The 22376-nt window shown below is 38.8% G+C and carries 20 protein-coding genes, 1 tRNA gene and 1 other RNA gene; 5 read left to right on the top strand and 17 right to left on the bottom strand.

All coding sequences use genetic code 11. The features are described 5' to 3' along the window. Window positions 1-40: 40 nt before the first annotated feature. From J3U00_RS10250 to J3U00_RS10225, 6 genes are read right to left on the bottom strand one after another with little or no spacing between them, the layout of a single operon-like run. Window positions 41-844: a pyrroline-5-carboxylate reductase family protein gene (locus J3U00_RS10250; protein WP_267332341.1), complete on the bottom strand. Its 804-nt coding sequence runs from the start codon at window positions 842-844 to the stop codon at window positions 41-43. Window positions 845-859: 15 nt separating this feature from the next. Then, on the bottom strand, window positions 860-1711 hold the full coding sequence (locus J3U00_RS10245) for a VOC family protein (protein WP_267332340.1): 852 nt from the start codon (window positions 1709-1711) through the stop codon (window positions 860-862). Between the two features lie 12 nt (window positions 1712-1723). Further along, the gene (locus tag J3U00_RS10240; protein ID WP_267332339.1) at window positions 1724-3364 is read right to left on the bottom strand and encodes an ABC transporter ATP-binding protein; all 1641 of its coding nucleotides are present in this window, start codon (window positions 3362-3364) and stop codon (window positions 1724-1726) included. Next, window positions 3361-4191, bottom strand: coding sequence for an ABC transporter permease (locus tag J3U00_RS10235; RefSeq protein WP_267332338.1), 831 nt, complete (start codon window positions 4189-4191; stop codon window positions 3361-3363). Before J3U00_RS10235 ends, J3U00_RS10240 begins: the two co-directional genes overlap by 4 nt. Before the next feature lie 2 nt (window positions 4192-4193). Beyond that, window positions 4194-5171, bottom strand: coding sequence for an ABC transporter permease (locus tag J3U00_RS10230; protein WP_065735052.1), 978 nt, complete (start codon window positions 5169-5171; stop codon window positions 4194-4196). A 14-nt stretch (window positions 5172-5185) separates the two neighbouring features. Beyond that, window positions 5186-6781, bottom strand: a complete 1596-nt coding sequence (locus tag J3U00_RS10225; RefSeq protein ID WP_267332337.1) for an ABC transporter substrate-binding protein — start codon at window positions 6779-6781, stop codon at window positions 5186-5188. Between the two features lie 329 nt (window positions 6782-7110). On the opposite strand from J3U00_RS10225, the gene adhP reads away from it, so the two are divergent. Continuing rightward, window positions 7111-8142, top strand: a complete 1032-nt coding sequence (gene adhP / locus J3U00_RS10220) for an alcohol dehydrogenase AdhP (protein WP_065735054.1) — start codon at window positions 7111-7113, stop codon at window positions 8140-8142. Between the two features lie 182 nt (window positions 8143-8324). Next, window positions 8325-9770: an APC family permease gene (locus J3U00_RS10215; protein WP_267332336.1), complete on the top strand. Its 1446-nt coding sequence runs from the start codon at window positions 8325-8327 to the stop codon at window positions 9768-9770. Window positions 9771-9830: 60 nt separating this feature from the next. Here J3U00_RS10215 and J3U00_RS10210 read toward each other — a convergent pair whose 3' ends face one another. The 3 genes from J3U00_RS10210 to J3U00_RS10200 form a co-directional block, all read right to left on the bottom strand. Then, on the bottom strand, window positions 9831-10130 hold the full coding sequence (locus tag J3U00_RS10210) for a GNAT family N-acetyltransferase (RefSeq protein ID WP_267332335.1): 300 nt from the start codon (window positions 10128-10130) through the stop codon (window positions 9831-9833). A gap of 115 nt (window positions 10131-10245) precedes the next feature. Further along, window positions 10246-11106, bottom strand: coding sequence for a broad-spectrum class A beta-lactamase TEM-1 (locus J3U00_RS10205; protein WP_000027057.1), 861 nt, complete (start codon window positions 11104-11106; stop codon window positions 10246-10248). Window positions 11107-11279: 173 nt separating this feature from the next. Continuing rightward, entirely contained in the window at window positions 11280-11837 is a 558-nt protein-coding gene (locus J3U00_RS10200; protein ID WP_152953140.1) for a recombinase family protein, read from the bottom strand. 163 nt (window positions 11838-12000) lie between these two features. Here J3U00_RS10200 and J3U00_RS10195 point away from each other — a divergent pair, with 163 nt between their 5' ends. After that, on the top strand, window positions 12001-15006 hold the full coding sequence (locus J3U00_RS10195; protein WP_001143759.1) for a Tn3-like element Tn3 family transposase: 3006 nt from the start codon (window positions 12001-12003) through the stop codon (window positions 15004-15006). A 144-nt stretch (window positions 15007-15150) separates the two neighbouring features. On the opposite strand, the gene J3U00_RS10190 is transcribed toward J3U00_RS10195, so the two are convergent. From J3U00_RS10190 to J3U00_RS10175, 4 genes are all read right to left on the bottom strand, one after another. Beyond that, window positions 15151-15315 carry a hypothetical protein gene (locus J3U00_RS10190; RefSeq protein WP_267332334.1) on the bottom strand — a complete coding sequence of 55 codons (165 nt, stop codon included), beginning with the start codon at window positions 15313-15315 and terminating at the stop codon, window positions 15151-15153. 105 nt (window positions 15316-15420) lie between these two features. Then, complete coding sequence (locus J3U00_RS10185; RefSeq protein ID WP_267332333.1) at window positions 15421-16785, bottom strand: PTS ascorbate transporter subunit IIC; 1365 nt, start codon at window positions 16783-16785, stop codon at window positions 15421-15423. 20 nt (window positions 16786-16805) lie between these two features. Beyond that, complete coding sequence (locus tag J3U00_RS10180) at window positions 16806-17078, bottom strand: PTS sugar transporter subunit IIB (RefSeq protein ID WP_065562042.1); 273 nt, start codon at window positions 17076-17078, stop codon at window positions 16806-16808. A 30-nt stretch (window positions 17079-17108) separates the two neighbouring features. Continuing rightward, window positions 17109-17552 carry a PTS sugar transporter subunit IIA gene (locus J3U00_RS10175; RefSeq protein WP_267332332.1) on the bottom strand — a complete coding sequence of 148 codons (444 nt, stop codon included), beginning with the start codon at window positions 17550-17552 and terminating at the stop codon, window positions 17109-17111. 283 nt (window positions 17553-17835) lie between these two features. Between J3U00_RS10175 and J3U00_RS10170 the strand changes: the two genes are divergently transcribed. Continuing rightward, complete coding sequence (locus J3U00_RS10170) at window positions 17836-18867, top strand: LacI family DNA-binding transcriptional regulator (protein WP_267332331.1); 1032 nt, start codon at window positions 17836-17838, stop codon at window positions 18865-18867. Window positions 18868-18975: 108 nt separating this feature from the next. On the opposite strand, the gene J3U00_RS10165 is transcribed toward J3U00_RS10170, so the two are convergent. From J3U00_RS10165 to tgt, 3 genes are all read right to left on the bottom strand, one after another. After that, a non-coding RNA gene (locus J3U00_RS10165) (RtT sRNA) lies at window positions 18976-19100 on the bottom strand. Window positions 19101-19140: 40 nt separating this feature from the next. After that, window positions 19141-19217, bottom strand: a tRNA-Pro gene (locus J3U00_RS10160). Between the two features lie 71 nt (window positions 19218-19288). Then, on the bottom strand, window positions 19289-20425 hold the full coding sequence (tgt, locus tag J3U00_RS10155; RefSeq protein WP_267332330.1) for a tRNA guanosine(34) transglycosylase Tgt: 1137 nt from the start codon (window positions 20423-20425) through the stop codon (window positions 19289-19291). 138 nt (window positions 20426-20563) lie between these two features. Between tgt and J3U00_RS10150 the strand changes: the two genes are divergently transcribed. Further along, complete coding sequence (locus J3U00_RS10150; RefSeq protein ID WP_267332329.1) at window positions 20564-21226, top strand: M48 family metalloprotease; 663 nt, start codon at window positions 20564-20566, stop codon at window positions 21224-21226. 51 nt (window positions 21227-21277) lie between these two features. On the opposite strand, the gene queA is transcribed toward J3U00_RS10150, so the two are convergent. Further along, entirely contained in the window at window positions 21278-22303 is a 1026-nt protein-coding gene (gene queA / locus J3U00_RS10145; protein ID WP_267332328.1) for a tRNA preQ1(34) S-adenosylmethionine ribosyltransferase-isomerase QueA, read from the bottom strand. Window positions 22304-22376: the final 73 nt, after the last annotated feature.

The following is a 22376-nucleotide window of genomic DNA, read 5'->3' as shown; positions in this document are numbered from 1 at the left end:
GTTGAGGAGCGGGGTTTTTTAAGTTCCTCAACAATTATATTTAGCTTATTTTACTGCTTTTTCCCAGCTCAATAGTTCGAATGACTCCAGCTTTCACGCTTCGTTGTAACCCTGCGGCAAAATCACTATTATTTAGTTCATACAAACTATGCATTCCAACTCCGGCTGGCGAGTTATTAATATCAAGCAATTGTCTTGGATGTTTTTGACTTAATTGAAGCATTGAGGCTGCGCCGTGTAAATTTTCGATCGCAATGCGTTTGGCCATATCTCGGGGCAATCCAACTAAAACTCCAGCATCAACTAACGATTCATAAAAATAATAAATATAATTCGGTCCTGCAACGGCATAGCCAGTAAAAATATCAAGCAGTGATTCGTCAATATATTCAAGTTTACCAAAACTTTTGAAGAATTGGGTGACGGATTTTTGTTTTGCAACAGCCTGATCATTCTCATCGGTAGCAATACCTGAATAACCAAAACCTGTATCGGTAAGTGTATTTGGAATTGTTCTAATAACAGGAAGATCAACTTTTAAGGATTGTTTTATTTGGGCAATTGTTACTCCAGCAATGATTGAAATGATAACAGTCTCTTTAACATCCAATTGTTGAACTATCTTACTCCATGCATCTTGAGGTCTAACACCCAATACAATAATATCTGCATTGACGATTTTGCCAGTTGGGGTAACGCCATAAGTTGAATGTAAATAGTCTAAGCGAGATTTAACAATATCGTTCACTAATATATTTTGGGGTTGATATGTTTTATTATTTATTAAAGCGCTAATAATCGCTTCAGACATATGGCCACTACCTATAAATAAAATTGTACTCATACTTATCGTTCCTATTTATAATTGGCTAAAAATCATAACTACACCATATGTTTCACTGGCAGGTACGATAATCGTATCATTTTGTAAATTGTATTTAATTTTTCCTTTTTCTAGTGCTTGTTGGGTTTGCGCTAATGATTTTGTTGTGAAGCCTAAAGCAACTTTACGATCTTGGTCGTTATTCGCTTTACTTACTGACGAGCCAAAAAGATGCTGTATTGCACTTGGTGTAAGGTAATCAATAAATTTATCTTCAGCTTTTAGACGTACGCCTCCGTCAATTTCGATAATGTTTGCTGAAGGGAAAGTTTTTTCAAGCAAGTTAATTGAGGAACGGGGTTTTTGAGCTTCAATAATGACTTGATTAATATTTATTACACCATTTGGGTGCGTTTGCCACTCTTTACGCCAAACAAGTTCCGGAGTCAGTTGGTCGCAAAAAAAGATCTGTCCATTTGGTGTATAGGAAGGGTCTAATCTGACGGTTTTAAAACGCGCCTCTGGTTTAGTGCCATCATTTAATTCAACAGGTCTAAAAAAGGATTTAGGACCGTCACCCTCAACTTTTATACCTTGGCTAACAAGTTGTTGATAAAGTTTGTTGGCATCTTTGGTTTTGAAAACCAACCCAGTTAGTCCGTCAGCAAAACACCAGCTTTTATCTACTTTACCCGCATTTTGAGGTTCAAAACCTAAAAGTTCAAGATATGTGGTCGTAAATATCGCTAAATTGTTACTTGTTCCTAGTGAATGGTGGCCCCTTGGGGTTGTTGTGAATCCCAGTTTTTGATATTGAGAATTTGCTTGATCGAGCTGATCTGATACGGTGATTACAACATGATCAATTTGTGGACTAAGTGTTGTCATTATATTCACTCCTTAAATATGAATAGCGGGAGACATATCAATTAATCGATGTGGATTCCATCCTTTACCAGGAACCGCATCAAGTAGATCTTTGGTATAAGATGCTGTCGGATTTAGAAAGACTTGTGATGCGATACCTTGCTCGACGATTTTTCCTGATTTCATTACAATAATATGATCACAAATTTGTGCAGCAACTCGTAGGTCATGGGTGATAAATAGAACCGTTAAATCCAGCTTTTTTTGTAATTGCGTTAATAGTTCAAGGACTTGCGCCTGAACTGAAACATCAAGCGCCGATACAGGTTCATCAGCTATCAATATTTTCGGCTCTAATGCTAATGCTCGAGCAAGGCCTATTCGTTGCCTTTGTCCTCCTGAAAATTCATGAGGATAACGGTTTAATGCCTCGCTTTCCAATCCCACCATGTTGAATAACGCTTTTGCTCTTTTGATCGCTTCGTGTTTGTTTGTTCCGTGAAGTATTGGTCCAATCGTAACTTGATCGCCGACTTTTCGACGTGGATTTAATGACGCATAGGGATCTTGAAAGACCATCTGAATATGGCGTGAATATTGTTTGAGTTTTTTCCCTTTTAAATTGGCAATATCTACATCTTCAAAGTTGATTTGACCGCTGTCTATTTCCAATAATTTAATAATGCATCTGGCTAACGTTGATTTGCCTGAGCCGCTTTCTCCCACAACGCCTAAAGTACTCCCTTTATGTAACTTAAAGCTAACATTATTAACCGCATAGGTTGTACGTCGGTTTTGCTTAAAAAAGCTATGGTTGTGATACGTTTTTGATAGGTTGTTCACTTCAAGAATAATCTCTTTATTAATACGTTGAACATCTCCAGGAGTAAGAGGAGGGACAGCGGCTATTAACGCTTGTGTATACGGATGTGTTGGTGAATTTAACACGTCACTCGCTAAGCCTTGCTCAACAAGTTTTCCTTTCTGCATAACCGCAATACGAGTTGCAATATCAGCAACTACACCAAAATCATGAGTAATGAATAATACAGCGGTACCTTTACGTGATTGTAGTTCACGTATCAATTTCAATATGCATGCTTGAGTTGTGACATCTAAAGCTGTTGTTGGTTCATCAGCAATCAAAATAGCGGGTTCTAATGCTAATGCCATAGCAATCATGGCTCGTTGACGCTGGCCACCAGAAAGTTGATGTGGATAAGCTTTAGCAACAGACTGTGGATTGGGCATTTGCACATCCGTTAATAATTGGATAACTTTTTGGTTTATCTCTTGTTTAGTTAACTTAGTGTGGATAGTGAACATTTCACTAATTTGATTAGCGATGGTTTTTAATGGATTTAGCGCAGTCATCGGGTCTTGGAAAACCATACCAATATGCGCACCACGAATTTTACGCATTTGTTCATCATGGTAAGTGAGTAAGTTGTTTCCGTCGAAATCAATCTCACCTTGAGAAGCAATAATACCGTCAGGTAATAATCCCATGATTGCATTGGATAATAAAGATTTACCCGAACCACTTTCACCAACAATACATAGGATTTCGTTAGCATAAAGATTTAGTGATACATCATTAACCGCATATTTTCGATCCGAACCATGAGGCAAATCTAGGGTTAAATTTTTAATAGTTAGTCTTTTTTGATTCATCGTTTTTTTAACCTTGGATTGAGTGCATCATTTATACCTTGTCCAACTAATGATGCAGATAAAACGGTTAGCAATATTGCAATGCCAGGAATAGCTGAAACATACCATTGTTGACGTAATACTAGTCGTCCATTACCGACCAGATTCCCCCATGATGAGATATTGGGATCGGAAAGGCTCAAAAAAGCTAGGGCACTTTCCATTAATATCGCGGTTGATAAAATAACACTGGCATACATAATTACTGGCGGTAATGCGTTTGGTAAAATCTCTTTAAACATGAGTCTAGTTGAGCTCATGCCTATGGTTTTTCCCGCCTGTACAAATTCACGAGTGCGTAATGATAAAAATTCTGCTCGAGTTAACCTTGCAACGGGTGGCCAAGAAACAACACCAATTGCAATCACCACAATATTGATTGTTGAACCAAATACCGCAACAGCAACGAGTAATAGTAAAAAGTTAGGTAAAATCTGGAATGCTTCTGTAAGGCGCATCAGTATGTCGTCAACCCATCTTCCGTAGAATCCTGAGATGGCACCAATAACCACACCAATAATAATTGCTATGAATGTTGAGATAAGTCCGATAATCAGTGATACTTTTGCACCATGAAAAAGCTGGGCAGCGATATTTCTTCCTGCCTGATCTGTTCCCAGGATAAATTTAGGATTTGTAAAAGGCCATTGTAATGGGCGACCCGCTAAGCGAAGCGGATTGCCAGGAAAAAACCAATCTGCGCTTAATGCAATAATGATAATTAATAACAGTAAAATTGTACCAATTCTAGCAATTGGGCTACGGAAATAGTCTTTTAATATCGCCATCATTAATGTCCTGTAATGCGTGGATCGAGCTTTGCGTAAAGCATATCGACAATAAAATTAATAATGATAACGAGTATTGCTGAAACAAATACTACGCCAAGTAAAGTGTTTAGATCTCTTTGTACTACAGAATCATAGGCAAGTCGTCCTAATCCTGGAATAGCAAAAATGGTTTCAATAACCACCGAACCGCCTAACATGGTGCCTGCTTGTAGACCGATTAGCGTTATCATTGGTAACATGGCGTTACGTAGTATGTGATTAACCAGTATCTGGCGGCTACTTAATCCTTTTGCTTTAGCTGTTTTTACAAAGTCTAAGGTCGATACTTCAAGTAATGAAGCGCGCATAATGCGTAAATAGATTGCTAGATAAACTAAAGCTAGGGTGGTAGTTGGTAAGATTAAATACCATGCAATATCAAAAAATGCTGAAATACCCGTTAATGATTCGCCGATACTGCCAAACCCACTAGGTGGTAACCAATTCAAATAAATTGAGAAGAAGACAATTCCCATGAGAGCTAACCAAAATGAAGGTGTTGAATAAAAAATAAGTCCCAATATTGAAATTAATGTATCTTGCCAGCGGTTCACTTTTTGAGCGGATAAAATGCCAAGGATTGTACCGAAGGTAAACGCTAAGAACATTGCGCAAACCATCAATAGTAATGTAGCCGGTAAACGTTCTAAGATCATATGGCTAACTGGCTTATTATATATTGCTGATTGCCCCAAATCTAAATGAACTAATCGCCATAAATAATTGATTAATCTTGAACTTGTTGATTGGTCAAGTTCATAATGATGACGCATTTCATCAATAACGCTTGACTCGGCACCACCAATTTGGGCAAGTAAAGCATCCACTGTATCGCCAGGCGCCAATTGTAATAATAAAAATAGCGCAATTAGTATGATAACCAGTGCTGGAATCGTGGTTAATAATCGTCTAAGTGCTAAAGTCAGTATATGCGTCATCATTTCACCTTAACTTAGTGTTCTATCCATACATCAAACCAACTACTTGATGGCCAACGTGCTGTATTATGATGATTGTGTACTTTGTTATTAATCACTGAGATGAATTCACGTTCTGTTGCGAACCAGAGTGGTAGTTCAGTATTCACGACATCAACTAGTTGACCATAAAGTGCTTTACGTTTGACTGGATCTATTTCAGTTGCGGCACTATCGATTAATTGGTCGACAGCATCTGATTTCCAGCCATATTGATTTGTCCAAGGCGCTCCTTCAGGACTGCCAGAACGTAACCAAACAGTTGTCGAAACTGCTGGATCGCCTCTATATTGGTGCCACCCTGTAGCAATATCAAAATCGTGGAGTTTATAAACGGCATTTAAAGCGCCAGCAGTGTCGAGATTAACGATAACCACATTAATGCCGACTTCAGCTAAAGATTGTTGGATAAATGTTGCAAAAAGTGGAACATCTTCACCATTATTAATATGGACTAATTTTAAGGTAAAACGAGTGCCGTCAGCTTTTCGTGGATAACCCGCTTCATCTAATAATTGTTCAGCTTTTTCTCTATCAAAAGGGTAAACAATTTTACTGTCTTTAGGGTAAAAAACGTTTGATGATGGAATAATACCGGTTGCAGGCTTACCAAATCCGTATAAAAAGTCATCGATGAAGAAAGGAATATCGAGTGATTGAACAATTGCTTTGCGAACGTTTAGGTTAGCAATGATCGGATTGCGGAAGTTAAATTCTAAAGTATTATTGAAAATATTTGCTTGAGAACCTTTTGTTAAAACCTCAAATTTTGAGTTTTGTTTGAATCGATTAATATCAGCAAGGCTTAATTTTGAGTATGCACTTAAATCAATTTGTCCACTTTCAAGTGCAGCTGATGCTGAAGAGTTATCGTTAATAATGCGCCAGATTATTTTATCTAAATAAGGATATCCTTTTCGCCAATAATCAGGATTGCGTTCAACAATAATATGTTGTCCTCGTTGATATTCAACGAACTTGAATGGCCCAGTCCCTACGGGTGCGGTGTTATAAGGATTATTTAATACATCGGTACCTTCGTACAAATGTTTGGGAACAACATAGCCAAGATCAACTAATGCTCTTAATAGTAAATCTAATGGCATTGGACGAGAATAATTGAATACCACTGTATGGTCATCAGGTGTATCGACAGAGGTTAAATTAAGTTGTAATGCAGTTGAGAAATTTAATCTTTTTTTCCAAAATTCTAATGCGTTATATTTTACATCTTGTGATGTAAAGGGTTTACCATCGTGCCATTTAACACCTTCGCGTAATTTGAATGTTATTGTTTTTCCATCTGGTGAGGAAGTCCATGATGTAGCAAGAACAGGAACAATTTGGCCATCTGCATCGAGATCCACTAATGATTCAACTACTTTTCCTGATACTTCATATACCCCCGTTGACGCACGTAAAGCTGGGTTGAGAACTCTTTGTTCTCCAGAATAATGAACAACTAAGGTACCACCTCGTTGTGGTGTTTTTTCATCCGCCACCGAATAAAATGGCAACAAAATTGAGAGTAGTCCTATAATAAATGTTTGTTTGATATTGAATAATTTCATGTATGCTCCTTGTTGTCACCATATTTTCGGTATTTATAACAATGAAAATTTTTAGGATTTAACTATAAAAATTTTTAGTAAAGTTGAGAAATGCCGATATCGCATATTTATATTACTTTTAGTTATATATTTACTAGCGAGGCTAACTTGTAGAATTTTTATGATCACCAGTTTTTTAGATGTTTAGGATAAATATCGCATATACACAATAAATTAAAAATAATTCTCATTTTTATTGATAATTGTGAAATAGCGCATATTTTTTCTAAATAAATAGGCTAAAATAAAAGCAGTTATGTTTTTAAATTGTAATTATCTAGGAGAAACAAATGAAAGCTGCAGTTATTAGACAAGAGTGCGATGGTCAAGTTGAAATTAAAGATATCCCTGTACGTCCTTTAGAAGCGGGGGAAGCTTTAGTTGAGGTTGAATATTGTGGACTTTGTCATACCGATCTTCATGTTGCAGCTGGAGATTTCGGTAAAAAACCTGGTCGTGTAATTGGTCATGAAGGTGTCGGTATCGTGACTAAAATTGCGCCTGATGTAAAAAGCTTGAAAGTTGGTGATCGTGTCAGTATTGCATGGTTCCATGCAGGTTGTGGTACTTGTGAATATTGTATTTCCGGTAACGAAACATTTTGCCGTAGTGCATTAAATTCTGGTTATACTGTTGATGGCGGTATGGCTGAGCAATGTATTGTTAAAGCTGATTATGCGGTAAAAGTCCCTGATGGATTAGATCCAGCTCAAGCAACAAGTGTAACTTGTGCGGGGGTTACCACTTATAAAGGAATTAAGGTAGCTGATACTAAACCAGGTCAATGGCTCGCAGTATTTGGAATTGGTGGTCTTGGAACGTTGGCTATTGAATATGGTAAGAATGTTTTTAATAACAAAGTTGTTGCTATTAGTAACAGTGATAGCCAGTTAGAATTGTGCAAAAAACTTGGTGCTGATTTAGTTGTTAATCCTAAAAAGGTGGAAGATGTTGGTGCCTATATTAAAGAGCATACAGGTGGTGGTGTTCATGGTGCAGTTGTGACTTCAGTTACTAAAACTGCATTTAATCAGGCTATAGGTTCTGTTCGTCCATTAGGTCGTGTTGTTGCATTAGGTCTTCCTTCTGAAACAATGGATTTAAGTATTCCTAAGACAGTTTTAGATGGTATTCAAGTTTTAGGTTCGCTAGTTGGTACACGTGAAGATTTAGCCGAAGCATTTCGTTTTAGTGCTGAAGGTAAAGTTGTGCCAATAGTTGAAAAACGCCCATTTGAAGATATCAATAATATGATTGATGAAATGAAAGCGGGTAAAATTCGTGGTCGTATGGTTATCGATATGAAAATGAAGAAAAAATAATCATTATCATTGAATTGTTAAAAGTCAGCTTTATGCTGACTTTTTTATTAAACAGAAAGTTAACTATTTTATAACTTGTATGACTTTTTTTAGATTAAGAATAATCTTTCTTGTGTTTTATAAATAAAACCCTATCATAAGCCAATTTTGCTTGCTTAATTGATAGATTTAAGGGGTTGTTTATGTCTGAGCACAATTTAGAGAATAATTTGCGGAAAGATTTGGGTTTACTTTCTGCACTATCACTAGTTGTTGGAATGGTTTTAGGGGCTGGTGCCTTTATGAAACCGCCAGCGGTACTAGAAGTAGCTGGGGATTATAATTTTGCCTTGTTAGCTTGGATAATCGGTGGTGCTTTTTCTATTTGTGGTGGTTTAACACTCTGTGAATTGGGCGTTATGTTCCCGAAAACAGGTGGCATGTTGGTTTATTTAGAAAAGATTTATGGTGCAAAAGTTTCACATCTATATGGTTGGATGATAACCGTTTTATTCGCGCCATCATTAGTAGGCGCATTGGTAGGATATTTTAGCTCAGTTTGTTGTTTATTATTTGATATCAATGATTCTTATCGACTGGCGGTTAGTGCTGGGGTTTTGGGGTTCATTGCATGTATCAATTCAATAGGGGTTAAACAAGCTGGATATCTGCAAACCATCGCTACTTTTTGTAAACTCATTCCAATTTTGTTGTTAGCAATATTTGGATTATGGAAAGGTAATGGTCAAGTTGCATTATTTAGTTCAAGCGGCCAAGGAATTGAAACTACTGCGCCATTTGCAGTAGCAATATTGGCAACCTTGTTTGCTTATGATGGTTGGGCGCAAGTAGCGTCCGTTGCTGGTGAAATTCGTAATCCATCAAGAGTGTTACCCAAAGCCATTATTCTCGGCATTATATTTTTAGTAATAGTTTATGCATGTATTAATATTGCATTATTCAAAATATTTCCTGTAAAAGAAATGGTTACGCTTGGACATGATGCATCTGCGGTGGCTTCACAACGAATGTTTGGACATTTAGGTGGTAATTTAGTTGCAGTTGGCATTATGGTTTCAATTTTAGGCGGTATCAATGGTTATATCATGACGTTATCGCGAACTATGTTTAGTATGGCGGAACGAGGTACGATTATTGGAGCACGTTTTTTAAGTACTATTGATGAAGATAGCCGTTCTCCGGTTAATGCCATTATTGTTTTGGTCATTTTTTCGTTTTTGTATTCAATATTACTAGATGCTGATCGGTTATCTGAGATTTCAATGTTTGCGATTTGGGTATTTTATCTACTTACTTTTGTTGGCGTGATTATTGCCAGAAAAAAATATGCTGACGTGGCTAGGCCTTATAAAGTTATCGGTTATCCTATTATTCCCATTGTGGCTATAAGCGGAGCAGCTTATGTTATTTATGGTATGTTGATTTATCAAACTGTAAACGGTATTGCTTCAATCTGTTTGACATTGATAGGTTTACCTTTGTACTACTATTATTACAGAAAAAATCATAATAAAGAGCTTTCACTTGGTGAAATGAAAAGATATCGTGTCAAAACACAATACGTTATTGCTTGTGGAACTTTAATCGTTATAACTGCATTAATTGTGTATGGTTATATCATTAATTGAAATATATTCCTTAATAAATACATTCAATAAACCGACTATTGTCGGTTTATTTTTTTAAACTTAGATATAACTTGAAATTAAGCTATAAATATTTTGATCATAATAGTTGCCATTAAGATATTCTGCTTGTTTAAGTGTTCCTTCATAATCAAAACCACAACGCTGAGCAACTTGGTTGCTTTTTAAATTAGCTACTGAGCATTTTATTACAAAGCGTTTAATAAATTTTTTTTCAGCATAATAATGTGTTAGTGCTTGGACGGCTTGCGTAATAAAGCCTTTTCCTTGTGCTTTGCTATCTAGCCAATAGCCTATATAAGCTGTTTTAGGGGTCTGACGCTCAGTGGAACGAAAACTCACGTTAAGGGATTTTGGTCATGAGATTATCAAAAAGGATCTTCACCTAGATCCTTTTAAATTAAAAATGAAGTTTTAAATCAATCTAAAGTATATATGAGTAAACTTGGTCTGACAGTTACCAATGCTTAATCAGTGAGGCACCTATCTCAGCGATCTGTCTATTTCGTTCATCCATAGTTGCCTGACTCCCCGTCGTGTAGATAACTACGATACGGGAGGGCTTACCATCTGGCCCCAGTGCTGCAATGATACCGCGAGACCCACGCTCACCGGCTCCAGATTTATCAGCAATAAACCAGCCAGCCGGAAGGGCCGAGCGCAGAAGTGGTCCTGCAACTTTATCCGCCTCCATCCAGTCTATTAATTGTTGCCGGGAAGCTAGAGTAAGTAGTTCGCCAGTTAATAGTTTGCGCAACGTTGTTGCCATTGCTGCAGGCATCGTGGTGTCACGCTCGTCGTTTGGTATGGCTTCATTCAGCTCCGGTTCCCAACGATCAAGGCGAGTTACATGATCCCCCATGTTGTGCAAAAAAGCGGTTAGCTCCTTCGGTCCTCCGATCGTTGTCAGAAGTAAGTTGGCCGCAGTGTTATCACTCATGGTTATGGCAGCACTGCATAATTCTCTTACTGTCATGCCATCCGTAAGATGCTTTTCTGTGACTGGTGAGTACTCAACCAAGTCATTCTGAGAATAGTGTATGCGGCGACCGAGTTGCTCTTGCCCGGCGTCAACACGGGATAATACCGCACCACATAGCAGAACTTTAAAAGTGCTCATCATTGGAAAACGTTCTTCGGGGCGAAAACTCTCAAGGATCTTACCGCTGTTGAGATCCAGTTCGATGTAACCCACTCGTGCACCCAACTGATCTTCAGCATCTTTTACTTTCACCAGCGTTTCTGGGTGAGCAAAAACAGGAAGGCAAAATGCCGCAAAAAAGGGAATAAGGGCGACACGGAAATGTTGAATACTCATACTCTTCCTTTTTCAATATTATTGAAGCATTTATCAGGGTTATTGTCTCATGAGCGGATACATATTTGAATGTATTTAGAAAAATAAACAAATAGGGGTTCCGCGCACATTTCCCCGAAAAGTGCCACCTGACGTCTAAGAAACCATTATTATCATGACATTAACCTATAGTATCACGAGGCCCTTTCGTCTTCAAGAATTTTATAAACCGTGGAGCGGGCAATACTGAGCTGATGAGCAATTTCCGTTGCACCAGTGCCCTTCTGATGAAGCGTCAGCACGACGTTCCTGTCCACGGTACGCCTGCGGCCAAATTTGATTCCTTTCAGCTTTGCTTCCTGTCGGCCCTCATTCGTGCGCTCTAGGATCCTCCGGCGTTCAGCCTGTGCCACAGCCGACAGGATGGTGACCACCATTTGCCCCATATCACCGTCGGTACTGATCCCGTCATCAATGAACCGGACTGCCACGCCCTGAGCGTCAAATTCCTTTATCAGTTGGATCATATCGGCAGTGTCGCGGCCAAGACGGTCGAGCTTCTTAACCAGAATGACATCATCTTCCTCCACCTTCATCCTCAGCAAATCCAGCCCTTCCCGATCTGTTGAACTGCCGGATGCCTTATCGGTAAATATACGGTTTGCTTTCACACCTGCGTCTTTGAGTGCTCTGACCTGAAGATCAAGAGACTGCTGACTGGTTGAGACCCGAGCGTAACCAAAAAGTCGCATAAAAATGTACCTTAAATCGAATATCGGACAACTCATGTCTATTATTACAAATTTACGATTTAATAGACATATTAATGTAACAGTTTTACGATGTCCGATAATTTATAACATTTCGTACGGTTGCAAAAATGTTACTAAATGCCCGTCAGGCAGGGAGGCCGATATGCCCGTTGACTTTCTGACCACTGAGCAGACTGAAAGCTATGGCAGATTCACCGGTGAACCGGATGAGCTTCAGCTGGCACGATATTTTCACCTTGATGAAGCAGACAAGGAATTTATCGGAAAAAGCAGAGGTGATCACAACCGTCTGGGCATTGCCCTGCAAATTGGATGTGTCCGTTTTCTGGGCACCTTCCTCACCGATATGAATCATATTCCTTCCGGCGTCCGGCATTTTACCGCCAGACAGCTCGGGATTCGTGATATCACCGTTCTTGCAGAATACGGTCAGAGGGAAAATACCCGCCGTGAGCATGCAGCGCTGATACGTCAGCACTATCAGTATCGTGAATTTGCCTGGCCCTGGACATTTCGCCTTACCCGTCTTTTATATACCCGGAGCTGGATAAGCAACGAACGTCCTGGCCTGCTTTTCGATCTGGCGACAGGGTGGCTTATGCAACATCGTATTATTCTCCCCGGAGCCACTACGCTGACCCGGTTGATTTCAGAGGTAAGGGAAAAGGCGACGTTGCGCCTGTGGAACAAACTGGCACTGATACCGTCAGCCGAACAGCGTTCACAGCTGGAGATGCTGCTGGGGCCAACTGATTGCAGCCGCCTGTCTTTACTGGAATCACTGAAAAAGGGCCCTGTGACCATCAGTGGTCCGGCGTTTAATGAAGCAATTGAACGCTGGAAAACTCTGAACGATTTTGGCCTGCATGCTGAAAACCTGAGTACACTCCCGGCTGTGCGCCTGAAAAATCTCGCACGTTATGCTGGTATGACTTCGGTGTTCAATATTGCCAGGATGTCACCGCAGAAAAGGATGGCGGTTCTGGTTGCCTTTGTCCTTGCATGGGAAACGCTGGCGCTGGATGATGCATTGGACGTTCTGGACGCCATGCTGGCCGTTATCATCCGTGACGCCAGAAAGATTGGGCAGAAAAAACGGCTCCGCTCGCTGAAGGATCTGGATAAATCTGCATTGGCGCTCGCCAGCGCATGTTCGTACCTGCTGAAAGAAGAAACACCGGACGAATCGATTCGTGCTGAGGTGTTCAGCTACATCCCAAGGCAAAAGCTGGCTGAAATCATCACGCTTGTCCGTGAAATTGCCCGGCCCTCAGACGATAATTTTCATGAAGAAATGGTGGAGCAGTACGGGCGCGTTCGTCGTTTCCTGCCCCATCTGCTGAATACCGTTAAATTTTCATCCGCACCTGCCGGGGTTACCACTCTGAATGCCTGTGACTACCTCAGCCGGGAGTTCAGCTCACGGCGGCAGTTTTTTGACGACGCACCAACGGAAATTATCAGTCGGTCATGGAAACGGCTGGTGATTAACAAGGAAAAACATATCACCCGCAGGGGATACACGCTCTGCTTTCTCAGTAAACTGCAGGATAGTCTGAGGCGGAGGGATGTCTACGTTACCGGCAGTAACCGGTGGGGAGATCCTCGTGCAAGATTACTACAGGGTGCTGACTGGCAGGCAAACCGGATTAAGGTTTATCGTTCTTTGGGGCACCCGACAGACCCGCAGGAAGCAATAAAATCTCTGGGTCATCAGCTTGATAGTCGTTACAGACAGGTTGCTGCACGTCTTTGCGAAAATGAGGCTGTCGAACTCGATGTTTCTGGCCCGAAGCCCCGGTTGACAATTTCTCCCCTCGCCAGTCTTGATGAGCCGGACAGTCTGAAACGACTGAGCAAAATGATCAGTGATCTACTCCCTCCGGTGGATTTAACGGAGTTGCTGCTCGAAATTAACGCCCATACCGGATTTGCTGATGAGTTTTTCCATGCTAGTGAAGCCAGTGCCAGAGTTGATGATCTGCCCGTCAGCATCAGCGCCGTGCTGATGGCTGAAGCCTGCAATATCGGTCTGGAACCACTGATCAGATCAAATGTTCCTGCACTGACCCGACACCGGCTGAACTGGACAAAAGCGAACTATCTGCGGGCTGAAACTATCACCAGCGCTAATGCCAGACTGGTTGATTTTCAGGCAACGCTGCCACTGGCACAGATATGGGGTGGAGGAGAAGTGGCATCTGCAGATGGAATGCGCTTTGTTACGCCAGTCAGAACAATCAATGCCGGACCGAACCGCAAATACTTTGGTAATAACAGAGGGATCACCTGGTACAACTTTGTGTCCGATCAGTATTCCGGCTTTCATGGCATCGTTATACCGGGGACGCTGAGGGACTCTATCTTTGTGCTGGAAGGTCTTCTGGAACAGGAGACCGGGCTGAATCCAACCGAAATTATGACCGATACAGCAGGTGCCAGCGAACTTGTCTTTGGCCTTTTCTGGCTGCTGGGATACCAGTTTTCTCCACGCCTGGCTGATGCCGGTGCTTCGGTTTTCTGGCGAATGGACCATGATGCCGACTATGGCGTGCTGAATGATATTGCCAGAGGGCAATCAGATCCCCGAAAAATAGTCCTTCAGTGGGACGAAATGATCCGGACCGCTGGCTCCCTGAAGCTGGGCAAAGTACAGGCTTCAGTGCTGGTCCGTTCATTGCTGAAAAGTGAACGTCCTTCCGGACTGACTCAGGCAATCATTGAAGTGGGGCGCATCAACAAAACGCTGTATCTGCTTAATTATATTGATGATGAAGATTACCGCCGGCGCATTCTGACCCAGCTTAATCGGGGAGAAAGTCGCCATGCCGTTGCCAGAGCCATCTGTCACGGTCAAAAAGGTGAGATAAGAAAACGATATACCGACGGTCAGGAAGATCAACTGGGCGCACTGGGGCTGGTCACTAACGCCGTCGTGTTATGGAACACTATTTATATGCAGGCAGCCCTGGATCATCTCCGGGCGCAGGGTGAAACACTGAATGATGAAGATATCGCACGCCTCTCCCCGCTTTGCCACGGACATATCAATATGCTCGGCCATTATTCCTTCACGCTGGCAGAACTGGTGACCAAAGGACATCTGAGACCATTAAAAGAGGCGTCAGAGGCAGAAAACGTTGCTTAACGTGAGTTTTCGTTCCACTGAGCGTCAGACCCCTTTTATTGCTTTTATCAATATGGTTAAAGGAAAGTAATCCAACTGGTATGTTATTATTTAAAATAACATAGGTTTTAGTTTCATCTCGTTGATGTTTATTAAAACAATCTGCTAAAAAGTTAGCCGTATCTGACTCGCATTTGTTTGGCCATGCCATAAATTGACTGAACAAAATACGATTTGAACCAATAATGTGATATTAGCATAATAAGCCGTTGCGGTTTTTAGATAAATATCTTCAGTGACATAAATTCCATTTTGTTGGTTATCATTCATTTTTTATTCCTTTAAAAAACAACTATACAATGACTATTTCTATAAAATTGCCAGACTGATTAGTCTGGCAAATTAGATGGATTTTAATCTATACAATATTATCTATTAATCATTATGGGTATCGCTTTTCGGTTTAGCTACATAGTTATACACAACTAATAAAGCAAAGATACCAACAATAATCATCATGATAACATCTTTATTAAACCATTTTGCCATATTACCAAGTAAAATGCCTACACCACAAAAATCGACATCAGAAAACGTTGTATTGGCAAAACCAAGTGATCCTAACACAGGTAATAATACCACAGGTAAGAATGTCACTAATAAACCATTAGCAAATGCGCCAAGCATTGCGCCTCGACGTCCACCCATTGCATTACCAAATACGCCAGCAGTTGCACCACAGAAGAAATGTGGAACCACGCCCGGTAAAATGAGCACAGCGTTAAGTTGACCTAGAACAAATAATCCGACTAATCCACCTAAAAAGCTGAATAAAAAGCCAATTAATACGGCATTAGGGGCATAAGGGAAGACGACAGGACAATCTAAAGCTGGTTTTGCATTTGGGACTAACTTTTCAGAAAACCCTGTAAATGCCGGGACAATTTCAGCAAGTATTAAGCGCACACCTTGCAATATAATAAAGACGCCTGCGGCAAACGTAATTGCCTCAATAATGGCATAAACTAAATAATTATCACCACTACTAAGATTGCTTTCAACATAATTAGAACCGGCAAATACAGCTAAAATAAGGTAGATAATCATCATGGTTAACGAGATTGAAATTGAACTGTCACGTAAGAAGCTTAAGTTTTTTGGCAAATTCATCTCTTCGGTTGAACGAGATCCTTTACCAACTGCCATTCCAAGCCAACCAGCTAAGACATAACCTAGCGTACCAAAGTGACCAAATGCGACATCGTCATTACCAGTAATTTTGCGCATTTGTGGTTGAGCTAAAGCGGGAAAAAACGCCATAATAAGCCCTAAAACTAATGCACCTGTAAAGACCAATTGCCAATCTTTAAACCCTGAGACAGTTAAAATAATACTAATCATACAAGCCATATAAAAAGTATGATGGCCAGTTAGAAAGATGTATTTTAAACGAGTAAATCGGGCAACGATAATATTTGCAATCATGCCAAACGCCATAATTAAAGCAGTTGCTGTGCCATACTCATTTAATGCCATTGAAACAATAGCTTCATTGTTGGGAACAATTCCTTGTAGTTTAAATGCTTGTTCAAACATTAAGCCTAAAGGGGTAATGGCACTGATAAGCACTGTTGCACCACCGCCTAATACCAAAAAGCCTAAAATAGTTTTAATGGTTCCTTTAACCGTATCGGCAAACGATTTACGTTGAGCCAATAATCCTACCATTGCGATTAAACCAACAAGTACCGCTGGAACTTTTAGGATATCAACAATAAATTTTACTATTTCCTGAATCATAGTAACACCTCAAAGTTTGCTTAGTTTTTGGCAAAATGTTCAACGAGTTTCTTTTCCAAATCGTTGATATCAATAATATTATTTAATACTACTAATTTTTCAGTTGGAATTCCTGAGCTGGTAGCGAGATCTTTTGTCATCACGAACAAATCAGCTTGATCGGGTGTTGCTGACGCTAGATCAGCGTGAGTGACTTCTGCATCAATGTTTAGTTTTTTGAGTACTTTTTTGATATTCATTTCTACCATAAAACTACTACCAAGGCCTGAGCCACAAACTGCCATAATTTTCATATTGTTTATCCTTTTATTTGTTTAATTTGATTAATAACGATTAATTACAGACAAAATTTCATCGCTGCTTTTTGCATTGAAGATTGTCTGAATATCTTTTGTTTCGGCGAATAATGTTGCTAATTGAGTTAATAACTCGATATGACTAGTACTGTCATTAGCGGCTAATAAAGTGATTAAATAAACTGGATCATTTTCTGCTGAATTGAAATTAACGCCTTTTTTTACAAGCAACATAGATAAATCTAGCTTATTTACCCCTTGTTCTGGACGAGCATGTGGCATTGCAATACCTGGAGCTAATACATAGTAAGGGCCAATTGATTCATGTAGTTGAAAAATAGCATCAATATAGTTAGAAGAAATTGAATGGTTATTTAATAAAGGTTCTGCACAAATTTTTATTGCCTCTTTCCAATCTTGTACAGAATCAATAGTTTTGACGGTTTGATAATTTAGCCATTGATTTAACATTTTACCTCCGAAATAGATCTCTATATGTTTCTATTGAAAATTAACATATTGTCTAACTATAAAAATTTAAAAAAGATAAAAATGTGATAGCGCTATCATTTTTGGTGCGTTTTTTTTCGATTATGTGATTTAGGTAGCATTTTTGATATATTGCTAAAAGCTAATTGTTTTAACGTAATGATATTATATTAATAAGTGCATTTTATCTAACAAACTTTTCATATTACCTAAATGATATAATATATAAATAGTATGAATTAGATTTGTTCTTTTGAGATTAAGTATGCAGGATGTAAAAAAACGTAAGGGTACAGGCCAAACAACCTTGTTTGATGTGGCTAAATACGCAGGTGTTGGAGCCATGACAGTTTCGCGTGCTTTAAGAACTCCAGATAAGGTATCAGATAAACTTCGCCAAAAAATTCAATTAGCCGTCGATACATTAGGTTATAAACCAAATATTTCTGCCAGTTTGTTAGCTTCAGCTTCTGCCAATAAAGTTATTGCTGTTATAACTACAAAAATTTTCGAACATTCTATACAAATATCATTAAATTCGTTACAAACATATTTAGCTAAACAAGGTTATACAATCCTTATATTTGAATCTAATCTTTATTATAAGCGAGAATCTCAACTGCTAAATATTCTTTATAGTCATAATCTTGAAGCTATATTGCTTTTCTATTTTGAAGATGATGATTTCTTAAAACTTCTTACTAATAATAAAACAATTCCTATTTTTAATGTAGGTAAACATTATGATGAATGCTCAAACATTAAAATCGGATTAGATGATAGTCTAGCAATGTCAATGTTAACTGAACATGTAATTGACAAAGGATACAAAAATATAGGATTACTTTGTGCTAATCATCAATATCATATATTCCAACAAAGGTTACATGGCTGGCATAAAGTTATGTTAAGTAAACATTTACCCACACACAGAATTATTAATGCAGCCAAACCAGCCAATTTTACGACAGGAAGTGAGTTACTATCAGACATTCTATTGAATTGGCCAGAAATAGATGCATTAATCTGTACAACAGATGAATTAGCTTGTGGGGTTCTTTATGAATGCCAGCGGAGGCATATTCGTGTTCCATACCAGTTAGCTGTTTGTGGGTTTGGAGATAGCGAATTTAGTAAGGTGAGTTTTCCAACATTGACAACAGTTTCTTTGCCTTCAAATAATAAAGGGGAATATATTGCTCGTTTATTGCTGAATAACTTAATAAATAAAGAAGATGATTTAACCTCAGACATGCCATCATTAGAACCAATAATATGTTCAAGAGCGAGTTTATAGCTTTAAAAATTTAGGATAATAAGAAGGATTGTTGTAGTTAACTTGAAGTTAAATTTAAATAAGTTAGTTTTAAAAAAGCCTATTCGAGAACGGGCTTTTTTATGAAATTGGTTGGCGAGAGAGAATTCCTTGCATTTCATACTAACTCTTCTGGTTGTTGCTAAAGCAACGTTGTCTCGCTGCGCTCGGCTCTAACCTCCGTCGGTTCTCATCCTCTAGACTGAAGTGAATAATAAAAAAGCCTACTCAATGAGCAGGCTTTTTTATTTAAATTGGTCGGCGAGAGAGGATTCGAACCTCCGACCCACTGGTCCCAAACCAGTTGCGCTACCAAGCTGCGCTACTCGCCGTTAGGATGCGCATAATACTGCGCTAACCTCGATGTGTCAATAGTTACCCCTAAAAATTATAATGATAATTTTTATTTTGTGAAAGGAGCGGGGGTTTTTCCAATTCTTTGGTAAAACTCGACGACAAATGCTTCGTAACGTTGATTAGCAACCGCTTCACGAATTTCAGCCATTAAGCGTTGATAATAACGTAAATTATGGATGGTATTGAGTCTTGCCCCTAATATTTCTCCACATTTATCTAAATGATGAAGATACGATTTCGTGTAATTTTTACAGGTGTAACAATCACACTCAGGATCGAGTGGGGTCGTGTCATCTTTATATTTGGCATTACGTATTTTAATGACTCCATTAGTAACAAACAGATGCCCGTTACGTGCGTTACGAGTTGGCATCACGCAATCAAACATATCAATACCACGACGAACACCTTCAACTAAATCCTCAGGTTTACCTACACCCATTAGATAACGTGGTTTATCAGCTGGTAATTGTGGGCAAGTTCCTTCTAAGATACGATGCATATCGGCTTTCGGTTCACCCACCGCTAATCCACCAACGGCATAGCCGTCAAAACCAATTTCGGTTAATCCTTTAATCGAGATATCACGTAATTCTTGATGTATACCGCCTTGTACTATACCAAATAAGGCATTTTTATTGCCTAATTCGTCAAAACGTTGGCGACTACGTTTTGCCCAACGTAGAGACATTTCCATTGATTTTTTGACATAGTCCCACTCGGCAGGAAACGGCGCACATTCATCAAAAATCATGACGATATCAGAACCAAGATCATATTGGATTTCCATTGAAATTTCAGGTGATAAAAAGATTGAATCACCATTGATAGGGTTACGGAAATAGACGCCTTCTTCTTTAATTTTTCGAATATCACCAAGACTAAAAACTTGGAATCCTCCAGAGTCGGTTAAAATCGGGCCTGGCCACTGCATAAAATCATGCAAATCACCGTGTTTACGCATAATTTCTTGTCCAGGTCTTAACCATAAATGGAAAGTATTACCCAATAAAATTTGTGCACCTGTAGCAGCGACTTCTTCAGGGGTCATACCTTTGACGGTACCATAAGTGCCAACTGGCATAAATGCGGGTGTTTCAACTGTATATTCAACACCGCGACGATCGAACTTCATTCGTCCACGACGAGCTAAGCCGTCAGTATTATCTAGTTCAAATTTCATTTTTTTTGTTAACCTCTTGCGACCAAATAAACAGTTTGGCGCTAATTATTGATATAATACGTTATCGTATTATTTTTGCGGTGCGTAGTTTATCGTGCTAAACCTAAATAGACAATATCTATAAGGATCTTTGAGCTTTTGAAATATATTATTTTCTTATTTGTAGTAATGTTTGTTGGATGTCAAAATCAAATACAGCCAACTATCATTTCATCTGAACGAATTAAAACATTATCTGACACAGATATATTAGCTATTAGCCAACAAGCTTGCATTGAAAATGATAAGAAGGCAATTATTGCACCTGATTATCATTTTCTTAGTAAGAGGTTATCTAATCTTACCAATAATTTACCTAGAAAAATAAATAATATTGAATTAAGTTACAAAGTTTATCTTGATAGTGAACCTAATGCTTGGTCTACAGCTAATGGCTGTATTCGAATAAATAGTGGATTGATGAAATTACTTGAAGATGATGAGTTACAAGCAGTGATTGCTCATGAACAGGCTCATATTGCACTAAAACACGGAATAAGTTTATTTAGACAAGCCCCTTATATTGAGATTACTGATAAATCAAATGAAATAGTGATTATGGTAAAAGAAGAAATTTCCCATCAATATGAGGTTGAAGCAGATAATTATGCTTTTGATTTATTAGTTAAGGAAAAAATAGATCCCAAAGGATTGGTTAATATGCTAACAAAGATGCCAATTCATGCTAAAAATCAACCAACATCCCATCCAACTAATATAAATCGTATTAATAACATCACTAACAAGTTAAAGCATTATTAGTATTTTTATATTTTGCCAATTAAATTTAGGTAAAATTTAATTGGCTATAACTTATTTAGTAATTAGCATGGCATCACCATAACTAAAAAAGTGATATTTTTCGTTTACTGCATGTTGATAAGCTCGCATGGTATTTTCATAGCCAGCAAATGCAGAAACTAACATTATTAAAGTGGATTCAGGTAAATGAAAATTAGTAATAAGTGCATCGATTACTTTAAAATCAAAACCTGGATAAATAAATATCTGAGTATCTTCAAAAAAAGGTGCAATTTTGCCAGATTGTTTTGCTGCACTTTCCAACGCTCTGACTGATGTTGTACCGACAGCAATGACCTTATTTCCTCGGGCTTTGCATTCTAAAACTGCTTTCACAACTGATTCTGGTACTTCTGCATATTCAGCGTGCATGATATGCGTTTCAATATTTTCAACTCTTACTGGTTGAAATGTACCTGCACCGACATGCAACGTTACAAATTCCATTTCGACACCTTTGTTTTTAAGCTTTTCTAATAAAGGCTCATCGAAATGAAGACCTGCTGTTGGCGCAGCAACTGCACCAGGCACTTTACTATAAACAGTTTGGTATACCTCACGATCTTGAGCCTCATCAGGTCTATCTATGTAAGGTGGTAAAGGGATGTGTCCAATTTCATTTAAAATTTTAAGTACATCATCAGGAAATTGTAATTCGAATAAAGTATCATGGCGAGCAAGCATGGTAACGCTAATATTATTTTCCTCACCTAAAATGAGTTCAGCACCTGCTTTAGGTGATTTAGATGCTTTTATATGTGCAAGAGCTCGATTATCTTCTAATAAACGTTCAATCAATATTTCAATTTTTCCACCAGATGCTTTTTTTCCATATATTCGAGCCGGAATCACTTTTGTGTTATTAAAAATAAGTAAATCCCCTTGATTGATGTAATCAGTGATATCAGTAAATACTTTATCTTCAATATGACCTGTACGGCTGTTAAGTGATAATAATCGGCATGAACTTCTTGTTTCTGATGGGTATTTTGCAATCAGTTCTTTTGGTAGTGTAAAATCAAAATCTGACAGTTGCATATTTGTGTTCCTCAAAAAATGAGGCACTAGTCTAAAGTGCTAATAATGACTAAGCAAGTAATTATTTGTTGAT

Origin of the sequence: Gilliamella sp. B3127, assembly GCF_026536935.1 — a bacterium.
Lineage (GTDB): Bacteria > Pseudomonadota > Gammaproteobacteria > Enterobacterales > Orbaceae > Gilliamella > Gilliamella apicola_E.
Note: the sequence above shows the minus strand (reverse complement) of the source record. Positions and strands in the feature narration are given on the sequence as shown.